The sequence below is a fragment of the Corynebacterium sp. LaCa_70 genome, from assembly GCF_058182015.1.
In genome coordinates this window covers 2371803-2397479 of the sequence record NZ_CP190914.1, presented here as the reverse complement: position 1 = coordinate 2397479, position 25677 = coordinate 2371803, and the positions used below count along the sequence as shown (strand labels likewise).

The window sequence follows — 25677 nt, the reverse complement described above, 5'->3', positions numbered from 1 at the left end:
TGATGTGTCAACAAGGTTCGAGACGGGACGATGGCGGATGCATCAGTTTGCAGTTCAGCGTGCGGATTTCTCCGTGGTTTCGTTGGCGGATTCGCTCCGTTTTGCCAGCAATTGCTGCGCCAGACCAATCACGAGAATGCCTACGCCCACTGCGTCGGAAAGCAACCCTGGCAACAACAGCGCCAAACCACCGATGCCGACTAACACGCGCACTACCAGCGGCAAACGCGTGCGCGCGTAGCCTTCGACCGCAGCAGAGAGCATGCACACACCAACGATGGCAGTGCCGACGACCAACGCGCCGCTGGCCCAGGTGACATCCTGCAGCAACAAACCTGGGTTGTAGACGAACATGAACGGAATGAAATAACCAGCAATCGCCAGGCGCATCGCCTGCACGCTGGTTTTCATCGGATCATCGCCCGCCAAACCAGCTGCGGCAAATCCCGCCAACGCCACCGGCGGGGTAATATTCGCAAACAAACCAAAATAAAACACAAACAGGTGCGCCACCAGCGCCTCGACGCCGAGCTCCGCTAATGCCGGTGCCGCCATCGTGGAGGTGATGATATATGCCGGGATCGAGGGCAAACCCATGCCCAAAATGATGCAGGCGATCATCGTCAGGACCAGTGACAACAACAAGCTGCCCTCACCGAGGATCACGATCGCATTCGCTAACTTCACGCCGAACCCGGTCAGCGTGACGACGCCGACGATAATGCCAACACAGGCACACGCGATCGACACCGCAACGGAGGTCTTGGCGCCGTCGGCAAGCGCATAAATAATGTCTTTGCCGGACATGCGCGTGTTTCCACGCACCTGCGCGATGGCGATGGTTGCCAGGATCGTCAGCAGGGCGGAAAACAGAATGGTCTGCCCGGAAAAGAACAGCATGTAAACCAAAAACACCAGCGGAACCAACAAGTGCCCGCGTTCTTTGAGCACCTCTTTCACTGCCGGCAGGTTCTCACTAGAAATACCGCTCAGACCGTCTTTGACCGCGCGGAAATGCACCTGCATGATCACACCGATGTAGTACAACACCGCAGGTATCAGCGCCGCGATGGCGACCTCCGTGTATTGCATGCCCAACGTTTCTGCCATGATGAATGCCGACGCACCCATGATCGGCGGCAAAATCTGCCCACCGACCGAAGCGGAAGCCTCCACGCCGCCGGCGAAGTATGGTTTAAAACCAACTTTCTTCATCAGCGGAATGGTAAAAGCACCGGTCGTCACCACGTTTGCGATTGCCGAACCATTGATCGAGCCCAAGAAACCAGACGAAATAACCGCGACCTTGGCCGGGCCACCGCGTGAGCGTCCGGCCAAGGCTAGCGCGATGTCATTGAAAAACTGCCCCAAACCAGATTTCTGCAACACCGCACCGAAAAGCACGAACAAGAAAATATAGGATGCCGCGACGGCAACGGCAGTGGAGAAAATGCCTTCGTTGGTCAGGTACAGAAAATCCAGGATGTCGTTGACTTCGTAACCACGGTGGCGAAAACGCAGTGGACCGTGCTGGCCAAACAGTGCAAAAGCCAGAAACACCAGGGACAAAATGGGCAGGGCCCAGCCGGTGACGCGCCGGGAGGCTTCGATGACCAGCACCACCAACAGTGCACCAAAGACAACATCCGTGGTGTTCGGGCTGACAATCCGGTCCAGGATATCCCGGTAATTCAGCCAGATATAACCAAAGGTCGACGCCGAGGCGACGATTAACACCAGGTCATACGGTGCGATTCGCTGGCGCGATGCCTTCTTGTGCGCCGGGTACATCGCGAAGCACAGCATCAAAATCGCGCCAACATGCAGCGAACGGTGCAACAACGCTGGCGGGGCACCGAAATAGGCGATGTACATGTGATACAGCGAAACCAGCACCGCGAAGGCGATGAAAACCCAGTGTGTGACCGGCGAGCTGAATTCGCGGGTGCGGGATTCGCGGTCGAATTGCTCGAGCTTTTCGCCGACATCAGGGGTGCTTACCGACGGCTGGTTCTGCTGTGTTGCGTGGGCCGGGGAGTCTGATGTGGCCTGTGACGTGGGAGTTGTTGCAGCATTCATTACAGCGCACCTACTTCCTCAAAGTAGCGTCGCGCGCCGGAGTGCAGGTCTAGCACTAGGCCATCCTCGACGCTGTCTAGCGTGATCTTTTGGGCAGCTTTCGCGGATGAGTGCAGCTCATCCAAGTTTTCAAATAGGGCTTTGGTTGCCAAGTAAACGTCGTGCTCTGCCGCGTCTTTGCGCACTACGAGTTGATTCATCATCGCGATGACCGGCACGTCTTCGGTGTTGTCGTAGGTGTTCGCCGGAATCACGCCGGTGTTGATGATGGGATAGTTCTCGAGCAAAGCGTCCAAACCCTTGCCTTCAATGGGCACGATGCGCACATCTTGTTGGGCTGAGAGATCCATGATCGCAGAATTGGGAATGCCCGAAGAGGTAAAAGCGGCATCGATCTGTCCGTTTTGCAGTTGGTCGGCAGAATCAGAATAGGATAAGAAGTCGACGTCGAAATCGTCGTAAGTCAAGCCAAAAGCTTCTAACAGAATCTTCGCATTCGCTTCCACACCAGAATTCGGTGAACCTACGCCGACGCGTTTGCCCCGCAGGTCGTCGACGCTTTTAATACCCGAGCCTTCCAAGGTGACCAGGTGTAGCCAGTTGGGATACATCGCGGTGATGGCTGCCAGTTCCGGAGTATCGGTTTTACCCTCGTACGGGCCGATTCCTTCTTGTGCCTGGTAGACGGCATCGCCCATCACGAAGGCGATTTCTGCGCGGTGCTGGCGTAAAAGCTCAATGTTTTCAATGGACCCGGTGCTGGGCTGTACAGAGGTGCCGACTTCGAGCTCATCGCCAAGAATGGTTTCCATGGTGGAGCCGATTTGATAGTAATTTCCGGACGTACCGCCAGAAGCGACGGTAATGAAATCCCAGTCTTGCAGGGTGGCTTTGTCGCTGCTGTCGTCATTGCTGCTGGAATTACTGTTGGTGCCGCTGCAGGCTGCCACGATTCCAGCGAGCAGGATGATCCAGACCTTGCTGATGATCTTGGTAGATCTGCGCATCCCGTGTTCTCCTTGGAGCTAGCTGTCATAAACCTATTGTGATGCGTAACACTATCACCGGGATTACACATTGTATATGCTGGCACTCAGATCACAATAGAAACTTCTCTTACACATCGATGGAGTGCACCGTGCCAGCAGCATCAACCCTGACCACTTACGACGCCATCCTGGACGTCATCACCACCAACAGCGACAGCGACGGCACCGCCGAAATCCACAACCCTGCTACCGGCGAGCTGGTCGGCAGCTACCAGATCCAAGACGAAAACGATCTCAACGATGCTGTGGCTGCCGCACGTGCCGCGCAACCAAACTGGGAAGCCCACGGCGATCATGCTCGCTGTCAACTGCTGAACAAGTTCGCCGATGCCATCGAAGCTGCCGCCGAGCCACTAGCTAGACTGCTATCGCAAGAACAAGGAAAACCACTCAACGGACCCAACGCCCGTTTCGAGGTCGACGCATGTGCGGCTTGGTTGCGTGCAACCGCATCGTTTGACTCCCCGGATTACACCGCCGTTGATGATGACATCACCGCTACCGTGCACTACCGCGCGCTTGGGGTTGTTGGTGCCATTGGTCCATGGAACTGGCCGATGATGATCACCATCTGGCAAATCGCACCAGCACTACGCATGGGCAATACCGTCGTGGTGAAACCATCTGGGTATACCCCACTATCGGTTTCTGCATTGGTCGCTATTGCCAATACTGTACTGCCGAAAGATGTGTTGCATATTGTTACCGGTGATGGTGGGGTTGGTGCAGCACTGACCACCCACCCAGGAATCGACAAGATCATGTTTACTGGTTCAACTGAAACCGGAAAGAAAATCATTGAGGCTTCTGCCGGTAATATCACCCGCCTAACCCTGGAACTTGGTGGTAACGATGCTGCCGTGGTGCTGGATGATGTCGACCCACAAGCAATTGCTGAAGATTTGTTCTGGGGTGCGTTTATTAACACCGGGCAAACCTGTGCTGCAGCCAAGCGTATCTACGTTCCGGATGCGATCTATGATGAACTAGCCCAGGCGCTGGTAGCTGTTGCCAAACGCATGCCGATGGGGCAAGGCCTTGATGAAAACAACGTGCTGGGGCCGCTGCAGAACAAAGCGCAGTTCGACATTGTTGATGGTTTGGTCAAAGCCGCTAAAGATGGTGGCGGGCGTGTGCTTGTTGGTGGTGACCCGGATTATGATGCACCAGGATTTTTCTACCCGGTAACGATTGTGGCTGATATTGATCCGGATAACCCATTGGTGGTGGAAGAGCAGTTCGGCCCTGCTGTGCCGCTGATTCGCTATTCTGAGTTGGATCAGGCGATTGCGTGGGCGAATAGTTTGGATGTGGGGTTGGGTGCTTCGGTGTGGTCGGCGGATGCGCAGAAAGCTCGTGAGGTGGCTGGTCGTTTGCAGGCCGGTACTGTCTGGATTAATAAGCATGGTGCGGTGGATCCACGGGTGCCATTCGGTGGTATCAAATCTTCGGGTTATGGCGTGGAGTTTGGTACTGAAGGCTTGAAGGGTTTGGCCTACCCACAGGCGATCAACACCTAAACCCACTGGGCATTGCGGATTCGCCTGGGAGCGGGTTGGTCTGGGCAGAGTTCTAGTGTTGTGCTACCCAGCGGGTTCCCGAGCCCCGCTGTGGTCCGGCTGGATCGACCTGTGCGCGTCCCAACGCGCGCAGGTGTCGTAGCACGTTGGTTATTTCTCCACGAGAAACACCGAATTGCTCTGCTAATTCGGCTGCTGCGACCGTTTTCCCATCCTGCAATTGGGCTTCGATTCTTTCTTGAATGCTGACGAGCGGTGTTTTGGAAGACTTCTGGCCGAAGAATTTGGCCGCGGTTGCCGATATGACCCACTCATCGGAACCGTTAATCTGCTGTAGTACCCCGAATCCTTCGAGCGCGTTCAGCAGTTCTCGGGCCTCGAGCGCAGAGGTTTGGGTGCTGTGTGCGGTTTGTTTGAGTGTGATAAGTGGTGCGTGCCAGAGCTTCCACAGCACAAGCATAGTGTTCAAATTATTGATTACTTCGTCACTGAATCGTTCTTGGAGCCCGTGGATTGCTTTAATAAAAGCAACATCAGGGTTTCCGGCCGCAAAAATGACTTCGACAAATTCGTCAGTAGCTATTACTTCTGGGACTTCACGTCCAGTGCTCAGCATCGCCAACCACATACGATCAAAACCGCGAGATGATTCTTCGGCTAGCCCAATTGAACGCATGGTTGCCATTAGCCGTCCGTTTCGGGGGACCGATTGCGTTGTCAGTAGCCTATTTTCATCGACACCAGGAACCAACGGGCCTGGTGACCATACCTTCATGATGCGCGGTGATTGGTCAATGACAATTGGCATTTCCGTACGCCAGTCACGATGGATGATGGCATTGGTGATGGCCTCGTCGATAGCTTGTGCAGGAAATCGTGGAATTGCAGACTCTTGCCCAGTGTTGAATTGCACCCGCACCATTTCTTGATTTGCTCGTTCCAGGATGAGGCGCCGGAGCGCAGGTAGTGCTTCTAATAACGGTGAGCAAAATTCGGTGACTTGCGGATCTGAACTGGGCATTACGCGCCAGAGGTGCCGAATCGTTACTTTGGTGGGTGCTGCTGGACTAAGCAGAATTTCTCCAGCACGTTTGAGGATTCCGTGATCGCTGAGTAAACCAACTTCACGTAAAAGCGCGTGAGTACCGGAAGGGGTGGCCGCATCAATGCCGCGCCGTTGACGATAGGAACGTAATAGTCGACGTAGTTCAGTAATGACGTCTAGGGGAAGGTCTTCTACTGGCAGTGACGAGGTGCGATTGGAGTAGTCCTCATCTTCGCGGATACGACGGATCAGTCTGCGTTCTTCTTCCGACATCGCACGGCAATTAGTGCCATCACGTTTTGTGGGCGTGACATCCATAGCGTCGAATATAGACAAAACCCCAGGAAGTTGTTTTCTGTGCGGCTGTTCTTCTTCTAAAACAACTAGCAAACAACTTGGAAACAACTTGTGCGGTTTTAGGGCAGCGAAATTGGTTATTTTCCCAGCTTAGAATAGTTGTTGCTAGTTGTTTTGAGTTGTTGTTAGTTGTTTCAATAAATAACAACAACTGCAATTCCGGACCTCTTAGTTCCTAGGCCCACGCGGACCATAATCGAATTCCGCGGTCATCGGGCCGAAGGCCTGCAGGCCAGCAGGGGCATCTTCTGGGTCCAGGTGGATCTCCAGGAACGCACCCTTGTCGCTGTCATTGATCGCGGTGAAGGCGTCGGCAAGCTCGTCTTCCGTGCGTGCGGTATAGGAAACCATCTCGGTTCCGGGGACAAAAACCTCCGGTAACTTGTGATAAGCCCAATCGGCGATGTCGTTGTACTCGCGGTCCATGCCCAGGATGTAGCGCTCGATGGTGTAGCCGCGGTTGTTCAACAACACGATGATCGGCTTCTGCTTCTCCCGCAGAATGGTCGACAACTCCTGGGCAGTCAGCTGGAAAGAACCATCACCGATGAACAACAGGTGACGAGTATCCGCATCCGCCATTTGGCTGCCCAGCAGAGCGGGCAGGGTATAACCAATCGAACCCCAAATGGCGCTGTTGATGTAGTGCACATTTTCCGGCATGCGCTGTGGGCCCAAACCAATATTCGAGGTTCCGGCCTCCGCGATAACCGTGTCACCAGGGCGGATGAACTCCCGTACCTGCGGCCACAAGCGCGCCTGCGTCAGCTCGGCACCGGCCTGCACCTCGAATGGCTCCGGCAACACCGCCTCCGGGTTCACGCTGCTGGGCTGAGTGGCTGAGTTCGCCGCGCCAGCCCCGTCGGCAGCAGGCAGCCGCTCCAGCAATTTGGCCAACACTTCTGTGGTGTCCAAGCCCACGATGTGCTCGCCGTAAATATTGACGTGCTGGTCACCGAAATCCACGATATTTTCTTCGTACAACTCATGCGAGAAGCTACCCGAATTCACCTCGATGAACCGTGGGGTGCAGGTGAGCAAGAAATCCGAGCCTTCTACGCGCTCGCGCACACCCGGCCACGAGGCCTTGCCGTTATAGGTGCCCAAAAACAGTGGGTGCTGCTCACTCAGTAAAGCTTTGCCGGAAGCCATCTGGGCATAAGGCAGCTGAATCTTGTCGACGATCTGGGCAAACAAATCCAAAAACCCGTGGCGCTGCGCATCCTGGTCGACGAGCAATACCGGGTTTTCCGCCGCCGCGAATTCCTGCACCAGCCGGTCCAACACTGCCTCGAGTTGCACCGGATCCGACGGTTCGAGCGAGGTATCCAGTGGTTCGTCCGGCACGGTGATGCTCAAGTGGGAAATATCGGAGGGCAGCTGCAGGTGCACTGGTCGCTTTTCCCGCAGGCACGTCTGCAACGCGCGATCAATTTCGGTAACCGCATTCATGGGGCTGATGCGTTCGGCCAGCGCGGTGAATGGGCGCAGCGAATCGAGCATGTTGCCGAAGTTGCCGTCGGCAAGCGTATGGTGCAGCAACCAGCGCTTTTCCGTAGCAAACAATGGGGGAGCACCGGCAATCGAGACCATCGGGATGTGCTCGCAGGCGGCGCCGGCCAGGCCGTTGAGTGCGGAGAGTTCGCCAACACCGTAGGTGGTCAAAAGGCACGAGACCCCGCGGGCGCGCGAGTAGCCGTCGGCAGCATACGCGGCGTTGAGCTCATTGGTGCTGCCTACAAAGCGGATGCCGTCGGCGGCTTCAATTTGCTCCAGCCAGTTCAAATTGAAATCACCCGGCACACCAATAACTTCAGTGATGCCGATTTCTTGCAAGCGGCGGATGAGAAAATCGCCAATCGTCATGCGCATGTTGTACTAGCCCTTCTGTGAAAACGGGACGGATCCCGTAAAGCTATTAGACTATAAAACCATGACCGAAGCGCGCGAAAACACAGAAAATCTTAGTGCTGAAAATGTCAGCAACACTGGCCCGGAACACCGTTATACCCCGCAGCTTGCCAACCAGATTGAGTCGCGTTGGCAGCAGTACTGGGACGACAACGGCACGTTTCATGCGCCAAACCCGACCGGTGATTTAGCTCTTGCCGACGGCACCCTGCCCGAAGACAAGCTCTTCGTCCAAGATATGTTCCCGTACCCGTCTGGCGCGGGCCTGCACGTGGGGCACCCGCTGGGCTATATCGCCACGGATGTGTTCGCCCGGTTCAACCGCTTATTGGGCAAAAACGTGCTGCACACCTTGGGTTATGACGCTTTTGGTTTGCCGGCTGAGCAGTATGCGATCCAAACCGGAACCCACCCGCGCACGACGACGGTGGCGAATATCGCGAATATGCGTCGCCAGTTGGGATCGTTGGGGCTGGGTCATGACAAGCGCCGTTCGGTGGCCACCATTGATCCGGAATTTTATCGGTGGACGCAGTGGATTTTCTTGCAGATCTACCAGTCGTGGTTCGATGAGCAGCAACAAAAGGCGCGCCCGATTGACGAGTTGTACCCGCTGCTGGAATCTGGCGAGCTGGCCACCAAGGACGGCCGCGAGTATGCGTCGTTAAGTGAAGAAGAAAAAGACCGGGCCGTGGATGAATTCCGCCTGGTGTATCTGAGCGATTCCACAGTGAATTGGTGCCCGGGCTTGGGCACGGTGTTGGCGAATGAAGAGGTCACCGCCGATGGCCGGTCTGAGCGCGGCAACTTCCCGGTTTTCCGCAAGAACTTAAAGCAGTGGATGATGCGCATTACCGCGTATTCTGACCGCCTGTTGGATGATCTGGAACTGCTGGATTGGCCGGAAAAAGTGAAATCCATGCAGCGCAACTGGATCGGTCGCTCGCGTGGTGCCGAGGTGGATTTCCGCTGCGAGGGTCACGACATCACGGTGTTTACCACGCGCCCGGACACGCTCTTTGGCGCGGAATACGTCGTGTTGGCCCCGGAGCACCCGCTTGTCGACGCTTTGCTCTCGCCGGTTCCGTACGACGATGACGTCGACGCACGCTGGACCTATGGCCATGAGGACCCGAAGGAAGCGATCGAGGCCTACCGTAGTGACATCGCCGCGAAGTCGGATTTGGAGCGCCAAGAGAATAAGGAAAAGACTGGCGTTTTCTTAGGCAGCTACGCCACCAACCCGGTCAACGGGAAGAAGCTGCCGGTCTTTACCGCGGACTATGTATTGACTGGCTACGGTACGGGCGCGATCATGGCTGTTCCCGCGCACGACGAGCGCGACTACGAATATGCGCAGGTCTTTGGCTTGCCCATCACCGAGGTTGTCGCTGGCGGGGATGTTTCTTCTGCCGCGCACACCGGTGAAGGCACTTACGTGAATTCCGCCAATGACGACGGGCTGGACCTGACTGGCAAATCCAAGGCAGAGGCGATTGCGACGACGATCGACTGGTTGGCTGCGCGTGAGCTGGGCGTCGAGAAGATCCAGTACAAGCTGCGCGACTGGCTGTTTGCCCGCCAGCGTTATTGGGGCGAGCCATTCCCGATCGTCTACGACGAGGCCGGTCGGCCACACGCGATCCCGGAAGATCAGCTGCCGGTGGAGTTGCCGGAGGTTGATGACTACCAGCCGGTGTCCTTCGATCCGGATGACCACGACACCGAGCCACAGCCGCCGTTGGCGAAGGCACGCGAGTGGATTGAAGTGGAGATGGACTTGGGCGAAGGCACCAAGACCTACTACCGCGATGCCAACGTCATGCCGCAGTGGGCAGGTTCGTCCTGGTACCAGATGCGCTATATCGATCCGACGAACAGCGACGCTTTCTGCGATATCGACAACGAGCGCTATTGGACCGGGCCACGCCCAGAGGTTCATGGCCCGAACGATCCGGGCGGGGTGGACTTGTACGTCGGCGGCGTGGAGCATGCCGTGCTGCACCTGTTGTATGCGCGTTTCTGGCACAAAGTGCTGTATGACCTCGGACATGTGAGCTCGAAAGAGCCGTACCGTCGCTTGTACAACCAGGGCTATATCCAGGCCTATGCCTACACCGATTCCCGTGGCGTCTATGTGCCCGCCGAAGAAGTCGAAGAGCGCGACGGCGAGTTTTTCTACCACGGCGACAAGGTGAACCGGGAATACGGCAAGATGGGTAAATCGCTGAAAAATGCGGTCGCGCCCGACGATATTGCCGAAAACTTCGGCGCCGATACCCTGCGTGTTTATGAGATGTCGATGGGGCCGCTGGCGGATTCACGTCCGTGGGCCACTAAGGACGTCGTCGGTGCGCAGCGTTTCTTGCAGCGCCTGTGGCGCCTGGTGGTCAACGAGAACACCGGTGAGGTGGCCGTCGTGGATGCGGAGCTGGGCAAGAAGGATCTGCAGCAGCTGCACCGCACCATCGCTGGGGTACGCGATGACTATGAGAACCTGCGGGTGAACACCGTCGTCGCCAAGCTCATCGAGTACGTGAATTACTTGACGAAGAACTACCCGGACGGTGCGCCGCGTGCTGCCGTGGAGCCGATCGCTGTGATGGTCGCTCCGGTGGCGCCGCACATCGCCGAGGAGTTGTGGACGCGCCTGGGCCACGAGGGCACGATCACCTTCGTGTCATTCCCGAGCTTCGACGAGAAGTACCTGGTCGACGACGAAATTGAGCTGCCCGTGCAGGTCAACGGCAAGGTGAAATCGCGGGTGCAGGTCGCTGCCGATGTCTCCCAGGATGATGCCGTGGCCGCCGCGCTTGCCGACGACAAGGTGCTCGCGGCGATCGGCGAGAAGTCCGTGGTGAAGAAGATCGTGGTGCCTGGCCGCATGATCAACCTGGTGGTGAAGTAGCCGGTATTGTGACCCGGCAAACAGGCTAGACTAGGTGCATGAAACCTCATGCACGGAAACTTGCCCGCACGCTTGGCATCAGCGCCGTCATTGCTTTAAGCGTCGCGGGTTGTTCGAACCCAGAAAATCGTCCCGATCCGCAGCCTGCCGACAGCGCTGCCGACAGCGCTGCGGATAGCACTGCCGATGCCGCTGCCACGGAGGCGGATTCTGCAGCGTCGGCTACGTCCAGCGATTCGGCGTCGGCAAGCGAATCCGAGTCTGGCTCGGCGTCGGCAAGCGAATCGACCGGAAAATCGAGCGAGAAATCTTCAGGAAAATCCACCGAAAAAAGCTCCGGCAAGTCCACAGACAAGTCCAGCGAGAAATCCGGTTCCCAGAAATCCAGCTCGGAGAAAACCAGCAAGTCGAGCGGTAAATCCAGCTCCAGCAAGTCGAGTTCTAGCAAGGAACCAACCCCGGCGGCTGACCTCGGCTACGGTGAGACCATCGAACCGACCATCACGGACGGCTTCTACCGCATTGCACTGCCGGATGGTTCTTTGTGTGAACTCCCGGAAACGGTCGCGCCGGGCGAGGACGGGCTGCGGTGTTTGCTGAATATCGATAAGCCGCTCAAGGATGTCAATGGGGACATGACGCGCGGCATCGTGTTCCGTAACGGAATGTTTACTCCAGATGAACAACTCTCCACCACCGAGGCGGCTGAGGCGTTCATGGAGCGGAATGATTCTGCCGAAGAATTGAAGGGTGCGCAGGCAACCGCGTTCGCTGGCTATTCCGTAGTGGCAGAATCTGCCGATGAGATCGCGTTTGTGGGTGCTACTGACGACGGCTTCGGCACCTTCTTTATCGCAGGTCAGGCTGTGTCTCCGTTTTGGAACCCGACGCCAGCGTGGATCGAGGCACCGACAATAGCGGAGTACTTGCAGCGCATCATTGCTGCCGACGAAAAGGCCGGGCGTCGCTAGCCCCGTTAGGTTGCTCACAATCCAAAAAGTTTGCTTGTTTGTAACCTTGTGTGAACCTCGTATTTCCGCACGCCCTATACATTGCTTGTTGTAAGGCCCCGAGTGGGTCTGAAACAAACCAATCAGTGGCAGTACGCACCTCTAGTTTTCTTAAGTTTTCTGGGGGTGCGGGCTGCAAGTGCGAAGCAAGGTGTCAGGAAACAGATGATGTCACACACTTCCTCAGGGCAAACGCTCCCGGATCAGACCGCATCCGATGACCGCACCCTTGGCGACGCTCAACTACGGCTGGAACAGGGTGTGCAGGAAAAGCAAAAGGCTCCGCGTAATCCACTGAAGCGCCTCGGCATTGACACTGATAAGCAGTGGGTGAACTGGGTTGCTGTCGCCGTCAGCGTGTGGTTGCTTATCACCGCCGTCGGTGTGATCGGTGACGGCTTTAAGGCTGCCACCGGCGATCATGCAGAAGAGCTGTTCGCTTTCGCGCAGAACCCACTGATCGCCCTGATGGTCGGCATCCTGGCCACTGCGTTGATTCAGTCTTCGTCGACGACCACCTCGATTGTTGTCGGCATGATGGCCGGTGGTTTACCAGTTCAAATCGCCATCCCAATGTTGATGGGCGCGAACGTCGGCACCACGCTGACCTCCACGTTGGTCTCGTTGGGCATGGTGCGCGACAAAGAATCCTTCCGTCGTGGCTTCGCCGCAGCGTCCGTGCATGACATGTTTAACCTGCTGGCGGTGTTGATCTTCCTGCCGCTGGAGCTGATGTTCGGCCTGTTGGAAAAGGTCACAGGCTTCTTAGTTTCCGGTGTGAACGCCGAATCCGAACAGGCTGGTTTCTTGGCCACCGGCATGGAAGGCCTGGGCACGTTCATTGGCTTCATTACCGAGCCGGGCAAAGACCTGCTGGTTGCATCGACGAGCTGGTTGCCAGAGACCATCGCTGGTGTTGCGCAAATTCTGATTGGTATTGCGCTGATCCTCGGCGTCGTCAACTTTATCGGTGCGCTGCTGAAGGTCGTGATGGTTGGTAAGGCCAAAGACATTCTGCATAAGTCCTTGGGCCGTGGTCCGATCTCCGGCATTGGTGCTGGCATGGTTATCACCATGTTGGTGCAGTCTTCTTCGACGACCACCGCCCTGGTGGTTCCCCTGGCTGGTTCTAACACCTTGTCCATCCGCCAGGTCTACCCATTCACCATTGGCGCAAATATCGGTACTACGATCACCGCACTGATTGCCGCATTCGCATTCACTGGCTTGGAAGGCCAGGCTGCTTTGCAGGGCGCGTTGATTCACCTGATGTTCAACGTTTTCGCTGCTCTGGTGATCTACGGCATCCCAGGTGTGCGTGAGGTGCCGCTGTTTTTGGCGCAGGGCATCGCGAATATCGGCGCACGTAACAAGCTGTATATCGCAGCGTGGGTGCTGGGCATGTTCCTGGTGCTGCCGGGCGTTTTGATCCTGCTGACCACTGTATTCTAGGAATCACCACTCATCCCGGTGCAGAACATGCTCGCCGGTGATATGAGATAAGGAAGTAATAACGATGATGGATCCGCACCACGACACAGGGGCTGACAATCTGCGCGGTAAGTCCGTAGAAGAGCAGCTGGAAAAGATTCTGCGTGAGGCCGAGGCATCGTTAAGTGAGCTGCGCAGTGAGCTGGCGGAGCAGCGCCGTCGCAAAGAGCTAAGCCTAGAGATTGAACGTTTGCCGGAGCATTTGGAAAACACGACCGTGCAGTGGTCTGTTGTGCGGGATTTCTTTTCTGAGTTGATTGGGGAACTGCGCGAGACCCGCGAAGATGAGCTTGGGACTAGCGAAGCTGGGGAGACTGATAGTGGCGCTGCTTCTGGGCAACACCAGAATGGCGGCCGCGAAAATAACAGTACCGACCTGCACAGCGACGATCTGCAAAGCACCGATCAACACGGCTTTGAGCACTGCGACCACGACGACCACGATGACGCAGAGAACAATAGCCACGAGAACCCACGCGAAGCGCACGGTTCACAGCGCTAGCGCTCAAACCCTGAAGCGTTAGCGCTAAAACCCTGATGAGCCACCCGCGCCAGAAAACCCAGAACTAAACGACGTATTCGTGCTCCCGCTGTTCGAACTACTGGATTGCGTCTCGACGGTGGAAGCATGCCAGCTGCTCAGCGCCCAATAAGGCACGAAGTTATTCCATCCATAACCCGGCCGGTAATCGGGCGAAGTCAATCCCGGGGCTTGCGGTGCATCCGCCTTCGATTCGTCAATATCGCTAAATTCTTGCTTACGCAGCTCTGTTAATGCCGCCTGATAATCACGCAGCACGATAATAAAATTGTCCAAGAAATCCTCAGCACTAGGTTCCTGGGCTAGAGCTTCGGTTCGCTGCTGGATCGCAGCCAATTCCTGGTAAAGACCGGAATCATCATTTCGCACCTTCATTTTCGCCTCGACGACGTCGTCACGCAATGACTGCGCCTCGGTGCGCCGGGTGAGCTCATCACCATTTTCCAAAGCAAAGATCGTGTCGATGTTGTCTTCGGCATGGTGCATTTTCTTCGCGGTCGAGGCCGCGTCACTGAGCTGGCCCGCGTACTGCAGGAAAGTCTTGTCGTCGCTTCGCGGGCTGAGTTCGCTGAATTTGGAGACGTCGTCATGCGTGCGCAGAAAGCGGTCCCGCACCTTGCGCCACTGGTTGCGCAACTGCTGATCCGCAAAAGCGGAGGTCAGTGAATGTGCGCGGATATCGATGGCGTCCAAACGCTGGGCGAGTGTGCCGAATTCAACGGAAATATAGTCGAAGTCTTCCCGCGCCTGGGCGATTTTCTTTGCCCGGCTACGCCGATACCCGCCGGTTGTTGCTGCAACACCACCACCGAGGGCTGCGGCACCGAGACCTCCCATAACGATGGCGGAGGTGCGGTTGGATTCTGCGCTATCGAAGCGCGCTTGCTCGAGGGCAGCGAGGTCGGTTGCTACGGATGCGCCGTGGAACAGGCCGCCGGGGATATTGCCGTCTTTGACACCGGGTTTGATCGCATCCAGTGATTCGCTCAGGTGGCTGCTGTCGCGCAATTCGAGTAACTCTGCGACGTCATCACCAGCGAAGATGAAAGCTTGCCGGGGATTTAGCCCCACGCCAACAAACAGTGTGCCGTCGGCAAAACTATCCTCGTCGATGAGCTCCGGGTGGTGATCACGCAGGTAGTTTTCCACGGTGTCGTTGATGTTGTCGTCGTTATCTGCGAAAACAATATAGTGCAGTTGCTTGACGACGTCCGGTACTTCGAGGCGTGCAGCATCACGTTCGAGGATTCGCTCGTCGTCGGCTGTGAGCACGCCGTCGGGGTTATGAATGCGCAGGGCGATACTGCTGTGCGTCGGCGCGTCGATCTGGTAGTGCGCCCGTTCCGGAGAGTCATAGGTGGTGGCGATGCCTAGTGCTGCACCACCGCCAAGCACCCCGGCGCTAAGAATCGAAGCTGCGATAATCTTTCCGACGGTTGGCTTCATGTGCTTGATGCTACACCGTGGGGTGCGGGGCTTGGAGCGTTCGCAGGCAGATGCCTAGCGATGCTGCTTGCGGTTTTGCACCAGCACTGTCGTGCTGAGTGCTGTCATTCCTAAACAGTTGAGCCAGAATTCCTTGCCTAAAAACTTTGCCTTCACATGCGCGAAGATTGCACACGCGAAATAAGCCACGACGCCGGTGGATGTGGCAGTTGTCATTTGTGGACTGTTTTTCGCAGTGCCGCGGACAAGCCCTAAAGCGGCCAACGATTTGATGACGATCAGTGACCACCACCAATTTTGCGGAAAATTCACCCCATTCAGGCAATCCCGAATGAATTTGGGAGGTTTGATTGACATAGCTGCATCCCCAGCGAGAACCGCAGCCAGAAGATAATTTCCGCGCTTTACCTTTGCGTCCATACTAGGCATCTTATAGAGCCTTAATTGTTGTAGCTATTCAATGACCCAAACCCTGTGATTGCGGTGCAAGCCCTACCTCCGCAACACGGATGCGCGGTGCGAATAGAAACCAGCTTCAACGGCGGAGAGAGCAGATTGATCTTAAAATGATGTTCCGCGCCCCGATGGATGATATCCGCGGCATTTCAGAGATAGAATTCTTCGTCTAAATCCACCCTGATTTTCGTGCGCGTAAATATGCTTCGAATCGGTTTTGCGCACCGAGCTTTGCCATTGCCGAGGAAAGATAGTTCCTAGTTGTTCCGGTAGCCAGGAAGACTTCTTTGGCAATTTGTTCTATCGAACCTCCTCTACCAGCGGCTTCGATAACGTCAGCTTCGCGTTCAGTCAGTGGGCTGGAAGTTGCGGTGATGGTCATAGCAGCGAGCTCTTGGTCGATGAAGCTTCTGCCTTCCTGTACCGTGCGGATCGCGGTGGCAAATTCTTCCGCGGTCGCAGTCTTGGGCAGAAATCCTTGTACCCCGGATGTCAGAGCTCGTTTGAGTTGGTGTGGCCGCGAATGACTCGTGACGATCACAATGGCAGTTTGAGGCGACAGGCGCGAAATTTCTTGTGCTAGTTCGACGCCATCAATACCTCCGAGCTGCAGGTCGGTCACCAGCACATCAGGTAGTAGGGATTCGAGGGCGCTGGCCTTTTCCCACCGAGATATCACCTCCTCACCAGAGGCGAAAGTCTCGGTCACCGTAAGATCGGCTTCCAGTTCTAACAAGGTGGCTAGTGATGAAGCGATCAGCTGTTCATCGTCGACGATTGCTACGGTGATCATCGGTTGGTGCCTTTCCAAGAAAGTGTCGCAGTGCACTGATTGTTTTGGTGAATAAGCGAGATTGTTCCACCGATTTGCTTAGCCCGTTCCTGTAGCGCTTGTATGCCACCGAGCGGCCCGATATTGCGTTCCACCCCATCATTGGTGATGGATACCGCGTGTTCAGAGATCTTGACGTTCACCATGCTTGCGCTCGAGTGTTTCATCACATTGGTGGCCGCTTCGCGGATGAACCAGGCGGCGGTCTGTTGGCAGGAGTTTGGGATGTCTTGTGGATGTCCTGTCACGGTGACTGCGACGTTTGCTTTTCTCAGTAGATTACTGGCCTCTTCAAGCTCAGAGTTTGGGTGCAACGTGCGATAGCCTGTTACCACTTGATGTAAATCCGTACGCATGAGACGTACGAGCTTTTCAATGTCGCGAAGTTCATCATCTGTCCGGTCGGTATCTTTCCTGTGCAGTGAGATGGCGAGCTGAGTCTTCAGGGACATCGCCGCTAGGCGTTGTCCCAAGCTGTCGTGCAGCTCTTGAGCAAAGCGTAGGCGCTCCTCCTGTATTTTCAGTTGTGACTGCAACTCTCGCGTGCGGTAGAGCGCTTTCACGATCCCCACCGACCACACAGTTACCTTGTTCAACAAAACCAACACTAATGCAAAAGCAACGATATAGACGGGATGATCTAGCTCAGGGTGCTCAACCACGAATGCAGTGATTACGCTTAATGCCACAACGAGAAGATAAGCGTGTTTAATGTGGATTGATAGCACGAACGCGAAGCTGAATAATAAAAATAGCGACAGCCCGCCAATGGTACCTGTGAGATGGGGAGCGCGTTGCGTGACAAGGAGACCGATGGAGATAGTCCAGCACAAAAGATTTACGGCAATAGCTCCCGGATAAAGTTTTCCGAGCGGTCGAGGTGTTGTTGAAAAGGCTGGTGTTCGTTCGATTGTCAGTGCAGTGAGTCCACCGTTGATTAAAACCACCAGAAGAACCAGGGAATCCTGAAATTCGCCGGGCGATGCCAAAACCTGTCGGAAGCTTAAGATAGCAATTGCTAGCAGCGCTGCATGCATCGAGAGTCGAACGTAGGTGGAGAATTTTTCGGTCTCTGGCATCTCCATGAACCCTCGTAGCATGGTCACTCTGTCAGGGTACATTGAGTTTGATTAACAATCAGCGGTTAGTTTCCCATTTCATGTAGCGGAATGCTGCCCACATTAGGGCAATACTCCAGACCAACATGAGTGCAAGCGGGTTCATTGCGGTGGCCAGAGTGGTCGTTAGCTCGCCATCTGTAGGTGCGGCATCCGAAGTAAGTGGTTGACCAGTCCATTCGATGAAGGTGAGATCGCCAAGCAGCGCAAACGGCGTGCGTGCTAACGGATCTTGGATTTGGTCGGGCAGGGTAGAGCGCAGCGGAGATTGTGAGAGCATTGCCAAAACCATGACGGGAAGAGACGTCATCTGTGCGGCTTCGGCATTGGCAGTGATTGAGCTGGTAAGCAGCGCCAAACCTGTAGAGATGACAATTCCTAACACAATGGCCAGAAGCAGCAGAATTCCTGTACGCGGTATGTCGCCTGTGTAGATGATGAGTATGCCAGACATTAACGCGGTAAGCAGGAGTGACATGATCGCTCCAGGCGTGGCCAGCGCAGCTATAATCTCTGCGCTGCGAGCTTCACCAGTACGTAATCGCTTGAGCACGCGTTCATCACGACGCGCAGTGGTCATGGATAGCACGGAGTAGAACTGGACGAACATCAGAGTAATAAGGAAAAACACTTCCATTGAGATTGCGGCCTGCACTTGTGCGTTTGCAGGCTGTTCGTCTCCACCCATGAACTGCATCAATAGGCCCACCCCAATGGGGAATACGATAGCCATGAATAGCAGTGTCTTGTTGCGCAGGTACTGTCGGATTTCGGCCATAGCTAAGGATCGGTAGCGCTTCCAGCCGGAACTCCGGCGATTGGCGGATTCTGAAGCCGATCCGGTGGCGGTAGTGGCACGGTGAGAGGTTGTAGAGGTCATTGTTTGCGCTCCTTCGTGGCTAGTTTGATGGTCTTTTGTCGCCAGCGATGCTCATGAACACCTTTTCCAGGGAGGCAGGGCGAGCGGAAAAATGTTCCAACTCAAGTTGGTTTTTACGTGCCCACTCCAAAACTGCGAGAGTGTCCTGGGGTAGCTGTTTTGTATAGATTGTGTGGCGTTTTTGTTCGGTGGTGATGGTGGTACCCGGAAGCCGGGGCGGGGTATGGATGCTGGATACCGTGATCTCTGCGGAAACCGAATTCACCAGCTCGGAAAGCGTGCCCTCACGTGCAACGGTTCCTTCATTCATAATGGCGATACGATCACAAAGCGTTTCGGCTTCTTCCAAATAGTGGGTGGTTAGGACCATCGTCACGCCCTGGTTTTTGAGTCGCAGGAGCAGATCCCAGACATTTCTACGAGATTCCGGATCGAGTCCCGTGGTGGGCTCATCGAGGAACAGAAGTTCCGGATTTCCGAGCAAGGCACAACCGAGGTCAAGCCGACGTTGCTCGCCGCCAGAGAGGGCCCCTACCCGAACATCAAGTCGGTGTAATAGCTCGACGTCGGCAAGTATTTCTTCTGGATCTCGGGGATTAGAGCATGTGCCCTGCCACATCTTGATAGTTTCCTCTACCGTTAGCTGCGAGGGAAGCCCACCCGACTGGAGCATGATGCCCATTCTTGGACGAATGAGAGCCCTATCATCGAAGGGGTCGCGCCCGAAGACCTTGACTTTGCCAGAAGTTGCAGGGGCTAGCCCTTCGAGAATCTCCAACGTAGATGTTTTTCCAGCGCCGTTGGTGCCAAGAAGGCCGAAGACATCGCCGCGGAAGACATGGAAGTTCAGTCCTTTGACGGCCCAGAACGCTTTCGTTCCCTGGCCATAACTACGGGTAAGGTCGCTGACTTGGAGCACTGTTTCATGTTTTGTTGATTCGTTCATGCTTCTATGCTGGCAAAAATTCGATCGTTTGCACGCGAAGATTGATCATTATTTTCTCTGTTAAAGATCATTAGGGTGGGATGACTTTTGTCATTACTTGCAGTGTGGTGTGGGTCAGGTTTCCGCTGGTTGCGCATGATAAAGCTCATATCGTCTGCCTACATTTGGCACTACGCTTCAGGCGAGAGAATTGGCACAGTGGAAATACAAGAAATAAATGAAACTCGAGGGGAAAGGGATTCTCATGAAAGTTTTTCAAGACCTGATTCGGTTGACTCCAGCACCGACGATTGGCCGTGAGGCAGCTGTATTCTTCCTGACAATGGCAGTCCTGGTAATTTGCGTATATTTAGCGATAGATTCTGCTAACCGCACTCTGGTTTTAATACTGGTGGGTGTCCTGGCTGTGTATGCGGCTGGCCGATTGGTTTACCGACTGTTTAATCCCAATGGCGGCGTTAGTCATAGGTGAGTGCGCCATTTTCGGTTTGTATTCTTCGCCTTAGTCAGTGAGGTGCCCTGGGGTTTGTTCCTAGGAATTTGCCTTAATTTCCATTATTTCGTGTCACAGGTTGCCGCCCCAAGACTCTTTTTCAACCTTGACGAGGTCTTTACACGTCTGGGTATGGATCGTCAGCATGTTCGAAGATTTTCCCAGCTGCTTAAACGAAATAAAACCTGAGCATTTCATGATGATCTTTAAGTGTCTTCGACTCTGATGTCGTGGCAGCTCTACCCAGTTCGATTCGTACCTATGAATTGGTCGGCCACATAAACAGCCTGACGAGCTAGTAAAACAATAAGATAGATTAAGAAGTGCGCTATATCATAACCACATCCATTGTATTGTTGGGATTACTATAGAAGATAGTAGGCACCGTTTAATTAAAACTGCCTCCGAAACCTAAGGAGAAAGCATGTCCCTGAAAACTCGCAGCAAGAAGTCTCGCCAAAACATTGCGCTCTACGCGGGCTGGGCGGTTATGGGATTTTACGTGCTCTCATGGTTGTTGGTTATTGAGGAGCCTTCCCGGGACCTCGCGTATTGGCTCGTTACTGCTCTCGCAGCGGTAATTGTTTTCGGGTGTGGGCTTTATGCCCGAAGTCGCGCACTTTTATTGTTGGCTCCGGCCTTATTCTTCATAGAGATAATCGCGATTGTCCTCGGATTCGCGCTTGGCGTCGTGCTGATGATCTTGGGAAGCATAGTTAATGCCGTTGTTATGCTTTTTGGCGGTGACCCGGTGTGGACAGATCTTTCCCCAATCTAAAACGGTGTTGGACTCATGCGCATCTAACGAAAGCCAAAAACCAGACGCGCAACCAAATCCAACGTGGAATAGCGCGCGGCCCGGCGTGACCGTCAATAAATAATAAAACCCAGATCTGACAATCCAGATCTGGGTTTGTACAGCCTTTTACGGGCAGCCGTGAAACCGTGCAGAAAGTGGAACTTGTTAGCGCTCGCCGTTAGCTCTGCGGGTTACGGGAGGCTTCAAGCATTTCTTCAAACTCTACGAGCTTTTTGCGCTCGCGGCCTTCGGCCTCACCCAAAGCTACTTCGCGGGCATCCAGCAACTGGAAGCCCTCCCAGTTGGTCACTTCGATGCCGCGGGATTCCAACAACTCCACCAAGTCGGTGTTGTCGGCAGCAGACAGCTTACCGGCCGCAATATCCTCCAACAGCATGCCGATGGTCTCGGCGGCATCGGATTTCGTGTTACCAATCAGGCCAACCGGGCCGCGCTTAATCCAGCCGGTGGTATACAGGCTTGGCACAATTTCGCCATTCGGTTCTGTGAGTACGTGGCCGCCGTCGTTGGGGATGACGTGCTTCTGATCATCAAACGGCACACCCTCGATGCCCACCGAACGGTAACCAACCGCGCGGTAGACAGCTTGTACCGGCCATTCGGTGAATTCGCCGGTGCCTTGCACATTTCCGTCACCAGTCAGTTCGGTGCGCTCGGTCTTCAGCGCTGCAACCTTGCCATCCTTGCCGATGATCTCGACCGGGTTTTCAAAGAAATGAATCTGCAGCGTGTGTGGTGCTTCCTTCGGGTCGCGCACCGCGTACTGTTCCAGAATTTGGCACACCTGATCTTGCGACTTCGATGCGCGACGTGCCGCCTCGCCGGATTCGTCGTAATCAATATCTTCCGGGTCGACGACGACGTTGATGGTGTCCGAGTGGTCGAGTTCTTTCAGTTCCTGCGGGGTGAACTTTGCTTCGGCAGGGCCGCGGCGCCCGAACACGCGCACGGTGTGGGCCTGGTTTTGCGCCAGTGATTCGTAGACATTGTCTGGAATTTCGGTGACCTTCAACTCGTCACCCGTCTTCGCCAAAATGCGGGACACGTCCAGGCCCACATTGCCGACGCCGATGACCGCGACTTGCTCGGCGGATAAATCCCAATTGCGCTCAAAGTGAGGGTTGCCGTCGTAGAAGCCGACGAACTCGCCGGCACCCCAGACACCCTCTAGGTCGGCGCCCGGGATGTTCAGGTCCCGGTCGTCGACGGCACCGGTGGAGAAGATAACGGCGTCGTAATGATCCTTCAGTTCTTCGACGCTGATGGTGCGGCCCACTTCGACGTTGCCGATAAAGCGGATCTTCTCGTTGCTGAGCACGCGGTGCAGCGACTTGATGATGCCCTTAATACGTGGGTGATCCGGTGCCACGCCGTAGCGGATCAAGCCGAACGGGGTGGGCATGCGGTCGAGCAAATCAATATCGACGTTGCCGCCGGTCTTTTTGATCAGAATATCTGAGGCGTAAATACCCGCTGGGCCTGCACCGACGACGGCGATCTTCAGTGGTTTATCGCCTTCGGTGTTGGGGTTGGTGGTCACTGCGTCGGTCTGGTTGGACGCTGCTGCATTAGAAGTAGCCATTCGTGTGTATAGCGCCTTTCTTTGTTGGTTTCTCGTGCGAGTGCGTTCTTCTGCGCGTGCGTGATCACGCGCTTATTCGGTTCGCGTTAAGCAAGCAAGATCTATTTGAACCTATTTGTCTCTATTTTGCTAGCTAGCGATTTAAATTCAAATGATGTGGGCCACATTACTCCAGGTCGCATGCAGCATTTTTACATGAGTCAAATAGACCGACCTGTTCACATGGAGTGAACGAATTGGTTCGACCGGGCTTGTGACTTTCCGGTTGAACAGCAAAATCTACAACTAGCCCCGACTAAAACACCTGCACATCGCCGAAACCGTTTAGTGAGGCATTTTATGACTACAAACGCATCCGCGCGCCCAAAGCGGAGACCCAAAGCAGAAGGGTAGCGGAATATTGATGGCACCAGCCCTCTGAACAAAGAAGAGGAGGTGAAGCAAGAACAAGAAGCCTTCGAGGTGAAGCAGCGTGTGATCGATACCTACTCCAAGTAGGGTTTTGATTCGATCTCTGCTGATGGCATCAGCAAGTGCTTCAAATAGCTCGGCATTTATACCCAGCGCAAGCAAAAACTGGGTGGCGAATACGCCGGTCAATTAGAAAACCACGAGCTGCTAAATAAATATTTCATGATGCGCGTTCGTTTCGACGGCAGCCAAGCCGCCCCGGAAAGCTTGCGCGTCGTCGGTGAGGTCTCCCGGGATTTCGCACGGTCTACCGCGGATTTCACTGACCGACAGAATATCCAGCTGCACTCGATACGCATCGAGGATGTCCCAGAGATTTGGCGCAGGCTGGATACCGTTGGTCTGACCACGATGATGGGCTGCGGTGACGTGCCGCGCGTGATCTTGGGTTCGCCCACAGCTTGGGTGGCGGGCGACGAGTTAGAAGAGCACATTGGCGATATTGATTCCAGCCTGACGATTTCCCTGAACGACTACCCGAATGCGAGTGCACGTCGGCGAGAACTACAGGCAGCAACGCGAGAAGGGCGAGTTTTTTGCGCAGTGGACTGTCTGTGCGGATGAGGAGGCCCTGTCATGAGGTTTCGCTGGAAACCAAACCCGAGCCGGCGGTGTCCATTAACGAGGCGCTGCGAAACTCCCTGCACAGGTCGCTGAATTTTCTCAATGTTTCACGTGGAACATCGCACACAGAGCAGAATTATCGTGACCCGGAACAGTCCCCAGCGGGTGCTTCCACCACGACGGAGCCGCTTGCCGACGACATTGTGGCACACAACCGGCAGCTCGTCACCAACTACGCCGACGCGCTATACGACGCCAGAGCCGAAGACATCCTGGCTTGGGCGGACGAACACGTGCCTGGCGATATCGCGGTTACCATGTCCATGGAAAATACCGTGTTGGCAGAACTCGCCAGCCGCTATGTCCCACGCGCCGGGGCCGCCACCAATCAACTTGCCTGGGTGTAAAATCTAGGCAGGGCCAGCGGCAGAATCTGGGCCAGAATCTGGAGTAGTCATGCCGCTAGTTTAAAACACTTGGTCATGCAGATCGTAGGCTCCACTAGGAACGTATTTTTCGATCGTGCTGCAATTCTGCTTCTCAGTTCCCGGGCCGAATTTTGGGACGTACTGCTCGGCATCTTGCTCAGCGATGGGGATGCTGGTTTTATGGTTTCCGTATACGTATCCGACGATGCCGTGATCCGATTCAGTTTTTGACACTTGGCATTTTACGGTAAACATTCCGTGGTCATTGTTAACTGGTGCAGTGGGGTTGCCGTTGTGCTCGGCGTCAGGGGAGTCAGGTGCTTCTTGGTGCTGTGTTGCCATGGCCGGTGAAGTTGGGGAGGCGGTGACTGGAACGTGCGTTTGAAGCGTCGGAGGTTCGCTCTCGGCTGCGGAGCACGCCGATAACACAGAAAATGCTACCGCTGTCGGGATAAATGCTGCTTGTAACCTCATAGACACAAGGTTACTGTGATTCCCGTTATAAGGACGCTAATTCGTCCAATTCCTCTCGTCGCCTGTGGATGAAAAAGTGCTGGCTTCGGTAAGTCCGAGAACTTCTTTGAGAACCGAGTGTTGCATTTCTGCAGTTTCTTCTCAGGCGGCGAAATAGACCGGAAATCGACATATTCCGCTAGCAACTAGGGCCCCGAGAATGTGAAATAGTTGACAAATCATCTTTTTTCTTGAGGGTGCAGCACTCGGGCTTCATGTACATCGTATTTTCCCTCGATATCGTCTTGAGCAGCAGTTATGTTGCTGTGAGTGAGAATTTCCGGCCCGAAATAGCGGCGTTTTTCTGCCTCTGCTGCAAGACTCATGAAGAAAAATCTCGCCAACGAAGATCCAGCGAAGCGTATTCTTGGTGTCGTTGTCCTTCCGGGTGCAACGCACTAGCGGGTACAACACATCTGAAGAACATTAGATAGCTCACCTATATACAAGGAGGAAGTTATGCCTTCCGCACTATTCGTAGTTACCGCCGCCGATAAATGGACGCTGGCCGACGGCAGCACCCGCCCTACCGGTTACTGGGCCGAAGAGTTGATTGCTCCACACCGCGTATTCAAAAACGCTGGATGGAACATTGACTTCGCGACGCCAAATGCCAAGGCCCCAGTAGTAGACCAGTACAGCCTCGATGTTCTGTCCGACAGCGAGCGCGCGGAATACGAGAATTACCTGGGAGAAATCGGCTCGGAGCTGAACAACCCGCTTAATCTGGCTGATATTAACGAGGCTGATTATGACCTCGTCTTTTACCCTGGTGGCCACGGCCCAATGGAAGACCTGGCTTATGACCAGGATTCCGCCAAACTGCTGCAGGACCGTATTGAATCCGGTCGTGCGCTTTCCCTGGTATGCCACGCTCCAGCTGCTTTGCTCGCCATGGACAATGACAACTGGCCGCTTAAGGGCTACACCATGACTGGCTTTACCAACGCCGAAGAAGGCGAGGAGACCATCGCAGCCGCCAAGTGGGTAGTTGAGACTCGTCTGCGTGAACTCGGTGCTGACTTTAAGCAGACCGATCCGATGCAACCGTACGTCGAAGTAGATCGCAACCTTTACACCGGCCAGAACCCAGCATCGTCTGAGCCTCTGGCACAGCGCATCCTGCGCGACTTTTAATACGAGCGTTAAATAACCAGCGCTTCAACAGGGCTCTGACAAGCCCGCGCTAACCTGCTCCAAGGGCACCGTTTTGCCCC

General features: G+C 55.0%; 21 protein-coding genes and 1 pseudogene. 9 read left to right on the top strand and 13 right to left on the bottom strand.

Annotated elements, in window-relative coordinates:
* Nucleotides 1–54: 54 nt before the first annotated feature.
* Nucleotides 55–2079 carry a TRAP transporter permease gene (locus ACP8MI_RS10935; protein ID WP_284595076.1) on the bottom strand — a complete coding sequence of 675 codons (2025 nt, stop codon included), beginning with the start codon at nucleotides 2077–2079 and terminating at the stop codon, nucleotides 55–57.
* A complete protein-coding gene (locus ACP8MI_RS10930; protein ID WP_284595074.1) occupies nucleotides 2079–3086 on the bottom strand; it encodes a TAXI family TRAP transporter solute-binding subunit in 1008 nt (335 codons plus the stop codon). Before ACP8MI_RS10930 ends, ACP8MI_RS10935 begins: the two co-directional genes overlap by 1 nt.
* Nucleotides 3087–3205: 119 nt before the next feature.
* Between ACP8MI_RS10930 and ACP8MI_RS10925 the strand changes: the two genes are divergently transcribed.
* Nucleotides 3206–4648 (top strand): aldehyde dehydrogenase family protein, encoded by a 1443-nt coding sequence (locus ACP8MI_RS10925; protein ID WP_490290668.1) that lies wholly within the window; start codon nucleotides 3206–3208, stop codon nucleotides 4646–4648.
* Between the two features lie 52 nt (nucleotides 4649–4700).
* Here ACP8MI_RS10925 and ACP8MI_RS10920 read toward each other — a convergent pair whose 3' ends face one another.
* Together ACP8MI_RS10920 and ACP8MI_RS10915 are read right to left on the bottom strand one after the other, a co-directional pair.
* Nucleotides 4701–6011: an ATP-binding protein gene (locus ACP8MI_RS10920; protein ID WP_284595259.1), complete on the bottom strand. Its 1311-nt coding sequence runs from the start codon at nucleotides 6009–6011 to the stop codon at nucleotides 4701–4703.
* A 207-nt stretch (nucleotides 6012–6218) separates the two neighbouring features.
* Nucleotides 6219–7922 carry an alpha-keto acid decarboxylase family protein gene (locus ACP8MI_RS10915; protein ID WP_455975322.1) on the bottom strand — a complete coding sequence of 568 codons (1704 nt, stop codon included), beginning with the start codon at nucleotides 7920–7922 and terminating at the stop codon, nucleotides 6219–6221.
* Nucleotides 7923–7983: 61 nt separating this feature from the next.
* Between ACP8MI_RS10915 and leuS the strand changes: the two genes are divergently transcribed.
* The 4 genes from leuS (at nucleotide 7984) to ACP8MI_RS10895 (ending at nucleotide 13872) form a co-directional block, all read left to right on the top strand.
* Nucleotides 7984–10869, top strand: coding sequence for a leucine--tRNA ligase (gene leuS, locus ACP8MI_RS10910; RefSeq protein WP_455975324.1), 2886 nt, complete (start codon nucleotides 7984–7986; stop codon nucleotides 10867–10869).
* Between the two features lie 38 nt (nucleotides 10870–10907).
* Complete coding sequence (locus ACP8MI_RS10905) at nucleotides 10908–11840, top strand: hypothetical protein (RefSeq protein WP_337891814.1); 933 nt, start codon at nucleotides 10908–10910, stop codon at nucleotides 11838–11840.
* 204 nt (nucleotides 11841–12044) lie between these two features.
* Entirely contained in the window at nucleotides 12045–13331 is a 1287-nt protein-coding gene (locus ACP8MI_RS10900; RefSeq protein WP_023018711.1) for a Na/Pi symporter, read from the top strand.
* Between the two features lie 64 nt (nucleotides 13332–13395).
* A complete protein-coding gene (locus tag ACP8MI_RS10895; RefSeq protein WP_337891815.1) occupies nucleotides 13396–13872 on the top strand; it encodes a hypothetical protein in 477 nt (158 codons plus the stop codon).
* A gap of 24 nt (nucleotides 13873–13896) precedes the next feature.
* On the opposite strand, the gene ACP8MI_RS10890 is transcribed toward ACP8MI_RS10895, so the two are convergent.
* The 6 genes from ACP8MI_RS10890 to ACP8MI_RS10865 all read right to left on the bottom strand — a co-directional run bounded on the left by ACP8MI_RS10890 (nucleotide 13897) and on the right by ACP8MI_RS10865 (nucleotide 19589).
* Complete coding sequence (locus tag ACP8MI_RS10890; protein ID WP_337891816.1) at nucleotides 13897–15357, bottom strand: DUF5129 domain-containing protein; 1461 nt, start codon at nucleotides 15355–15357, stop codon at nucleotides 13897–13899.
* Nucleotides 15358–15411: 54 nt separating this feature from the next.
* Complete coding sequence (locus ACP8MI_RS10885) at nucleotides 15412–15777, bottom strand: DoxX family protein (RefSeq protein ID WP_337891817.1); 366 nt, start codon at nucleotides 15775–15777, stop codon at nucleotides 15412–15414.
* A 205-nt stretch (nucleotides 15778–15982) separates the two neighbouring features.
* Nucleotides 15983–16606, bottom strand: coding sequence for a response regulator transcription factor (locus ACP8MI_RS10880; RefSeq protein ID WP_027018112.1), 624 nt, complete (start codon nucleotides 16604–16606; stop codon nucleotides 15983–15985).
* Nucleotides 16603–17724 carry a sensor histidine kinase gene (locus ACP8MI_RS10875; protein WP_337891818.1) on the bottom strand — a complete coding sequence of 374 codons (1122 nt, stop codon included), beginning with the start codon at nucleotides 17722–17724 and terminating at the stop codon, nucleotides 16603–16605. Before ACP8MI_RS10875 ends, ACP8MI_RS10880 begins: the two co-directional genes overlap by 4 nt.
* Before the next feature lie 58 nt (nucleotides 17725–17782).
* Nucleotides 17783–18643, bottom strand: coding sequence for an ABC transporter permease (locus ACP8MI_RS10870; protein WP_023018717.1), 861 nt, complete (start codon nucleotides 18641–18643; stop codon nucleotides 17783–17785).
* Between the two features lie 19 nt (nucleotides 18644–18662).
* Nucleotides 18663–19589 (bottom strand): ABC transporter ATP-binding protein, encoded by a 927-nt coding sequence (locus ACP8MI_RS10865; protein WP_284574406.1) that lies wholly within the window; start codon nucleotides 19587–19589, stop codon nucleotides 18663–18665.
* 917 nt (nucleotides 19590–20506) lie between these two features.
* On the opposite strand from ACP8MI_RS10865, the gene ACP8MI_RS10860 reads away from it, so the two are divergent.
* Nucleotides 20507–20860, top strand: a complete 354-nt coding sequence (locus ACP8MI_RS10860) for a hypothetical protein (protein ID WP_337891819.1) — start codon at nucleotides 20507–20509, stop codon at nucleotides 20858–20860.
* A gap of 199 nt (nucleotides 20861–21059) precedes the next feature.
* Here the strand turns inward: ACP8MI_RS10860 and ACP8MI_RS10855 are convergent, their stop codons facing one another.
* Nucleotides 21060–22484 (bottom strand): FAD-dependent oxidoreductase, encoded by a 1425-nt coding sequence (locus ACP8MI_RS10855; RefSeq protein ID WP_238633761.1) that lies wholly within the window; start codon nucleotides 22482–22484, stop codon nucleotides 21060–21062.
* A 399-nt stretch (nucleotides 22485–22883) separates the two neighbouring features.
* On the opposite strand from ACP8MI_RS10855, the pseudogene ACP8MI_RS10850 reads away from it, so the two are divergent.
* Both ACP8MI_RS10850 and ACP8MI_RS10845 read left to right on the top strand, forming a co-directional pair.
* Nucleotides 22884–23405 (top strand): annotated as a pseudogene (locus ACP8MI_RS10850) (nitrite/sulfite reductase); the annotation flags it as partial.
* A 110-nt stretch (nucleotides 23406–23515) separates the two neighbouring features.
* Nucleotides 23516–23926, top strand: coding sequence for a hypothetical protein (locus tag ACP8MI_RS10845; RefSeq protein ID WP_337891820.1), 411 nt, complete (start codon nucleotides 23516–23518; stop codon nucleotides 23924–23926).
* 60 nt (nucleotides 23927–23986) lie between these two features.
* Here the strand turns inward: ACP8MI_RS10845 and ACP8MI_RS10840 are convergent, their stop codons facing one another.
* Both ACP8MI_RS10840 and ACP8MI_RS10835 read right to left on the bottom strand, forming a co-directional pair.
* A complete protein-coding gene (locus ACP8MI_RS10840) occupies nucleotides 23987–24289 on the bottom strand; it encodes a hypothetical protein (RefSeq protein ID WP_172641436.1) in 303 nt (100 codons plus the stop codon).
* Nucleotides 24290–24639: 350 nt separating this feature from the next.
* Complete coding sequence (locus tag ACP8MI_RS10835; protein WP_284587120.1) at nucleotides 24640–24786, bottom strand: hypothetical protein; 147 nt, start codon at nucleotides 24784–24786, stop codon at nucleotides 24640–24642.
* Nucleotides 24787–24919: 133 nt separating this feature from the next.
* Between ACP8MI_RS10835 and ACP8MI_RS10830 the strand changes: the two genes are divergently transcribed.
* Complete coding sequence (locus tag ACP8MI_RS10830) at nucleotides 24920–25597, top strand: type 1 glutamine amidotransferase domain-containing protein (protein WP_239265813.1); 678 nt, start codon at nucleotides 24920–24922, stop codon at nucleotides 25595–25597.
* The last annotated feature ends 80 nt before the right edge of the window (nucleotides 25598–25677 follow it).

Bases quoted from the DNA above. Each gene is read 5' to 3' on its own strand.
- ACP8MI_RS10840 (WP_172641436.1), bottom strand. From the start codon at position 24,289: ATGGCAACACAGCACCAAGAAGCACCTGACTCCCCTGACGCCGAGCAC.
- leuS (WP_455975324.1), top strand. From the start codon at position 7,984: ATGACCGAAGCGCGCGAAAACACAGAAAATCTTAGTGCTGAAAATGTC.
- ACP8MI_RS10875 (WP_337891818.1), bottom strand. From the start codon at position 17,724: ATGCCAGAGACCGAAAAATTCTCCACCTACGTTCGACTCTCGATGCAT.
- ACP8MI_RS10835 (WP_284587120.1), bottom strand. From the start codon at position 24,786: ATGAGTCTTGCAGCAGAGGCAGAAAAACGCCGCTATTTCGGGCCGGAA.
- ACP8MI_RS10865 (WP_284574406.1), bottom strand. From the start codon at position 19,589: ATGAACGAATCAACAAAACATGAAACAGTGCTCCAAGTCAGCGACCTT.
- ACP8MI_RS10855 (WP_238633761.1), bottom strand. From the start codon at position 22,484: ATGGCTACTTCTAATGCAGCAGCGTCCAACCAGACCGACGCAGTGACC.
- ACP8MI_RS10905 (WP_337891814.1), top strand. From the start codon at position 10,908: ATGAAACCTCATGCACGGAAACTTGCCCGCACGCTTGGCATCAGCGCC.
- ACP8MI_RS10900 (WP_023018711.1), top strand. From the start codon at position 12,045: ATGATGTCACACACTTCCTCAGGGCAAACGCTCCCGGATCAGACCGCA.
- ACP8MI_RS10915 (WP_455975322.1), bottom strand. From the start codon at position 7,922: ATGCGCATGACGATTGGCGATTTTCTCATCCGCCGCTTGCAAGAAATC.
- ACP8MI_RS10885 (WP_337891817.1), bottom strand. From the start codon at position 15,777: ATGGACGCAAAGGTAAAGCGCGGAAATTATCTTCTGGCTGCGGTTCTC.
- ACP8MI_RS10895 (WP_337891815.1), top strand. From the start codon at position 13,396: ATGATGGATCCGCACCACGACACAGGGGCTGACAATCTGCGCGGTAAG.
- ACP8MI_RS10920 (WP_284595259.1), bottom strand. From the start codon at position 6,011: ATGGATGTCACGCCCACAAAACGTGATGGCACTAATTGCCGTGCGATG.
- ACP8MI_RS10890 (WP_337891816.1), bottom strand. From the start codon at position 15,357: ATGAAGCCAACCGTCGGAAAGATTATCGCAGCTTCGATTCTTAGCGCC.
- ACP8MI_RS10930 (WP_284595074.1), bottom strand. From the start codon at position 3,086: ATGCGCAGATCTACCAAGATCATCAGCAAGGTCTGGATCATCCTGCTC.
- ACP8MI_RS10925 (WP_490290668.1), top strand. From the start codon at position 3,206: ATGGAGTGCACCGTGCCAGCAGCATCAACCCTGACCACTTACGACGCC.
- ACP8MI_RS10845 (WP_337891820.1), top strand. From the start codon at position 23,516: ATGAGGAGGCCCTGTCATGAGGTTTCGCTGGAAACCAAACCCGAGCCG.
- ACP8MI_RS10880 (WP_027018112.1), bottom strand. From the start codon at position 16,606: ATGATCACCGTAGCAATCGTCGACGATGAACAGCTGATCGCTTCATCA.
- ACP8MI_RS10935 (WP_284595076.1), bottom strand. From the start codon at position 2,079: ATGAATGCTGCAACAACTCCCACGTCACAGGCCACATCAGACTCCCCG.
- ACP8MI_RS10860 (WP_337891819.1), top strand. From the start codon at position 20,507: ATGTCCCTGAAAACTCGCAGCAAGAAGTCTCGCCAAAACATTGCGCTC.
- ACP8MI_RS10830 (WP_239265813.1), top strand. From the start codon at position 24,920: ATGCCTTCCGCACTATTCGTAGTTACCGCCGCCGATAAATGGACGCTG.
- ACP8MI_RS10870 (WP_023018717.1), bottom strand. From the start codon at position 18,643: ATGACCTCTACAACCTCTCACCGTGCCACTACCGCCACCGGATCGGCT.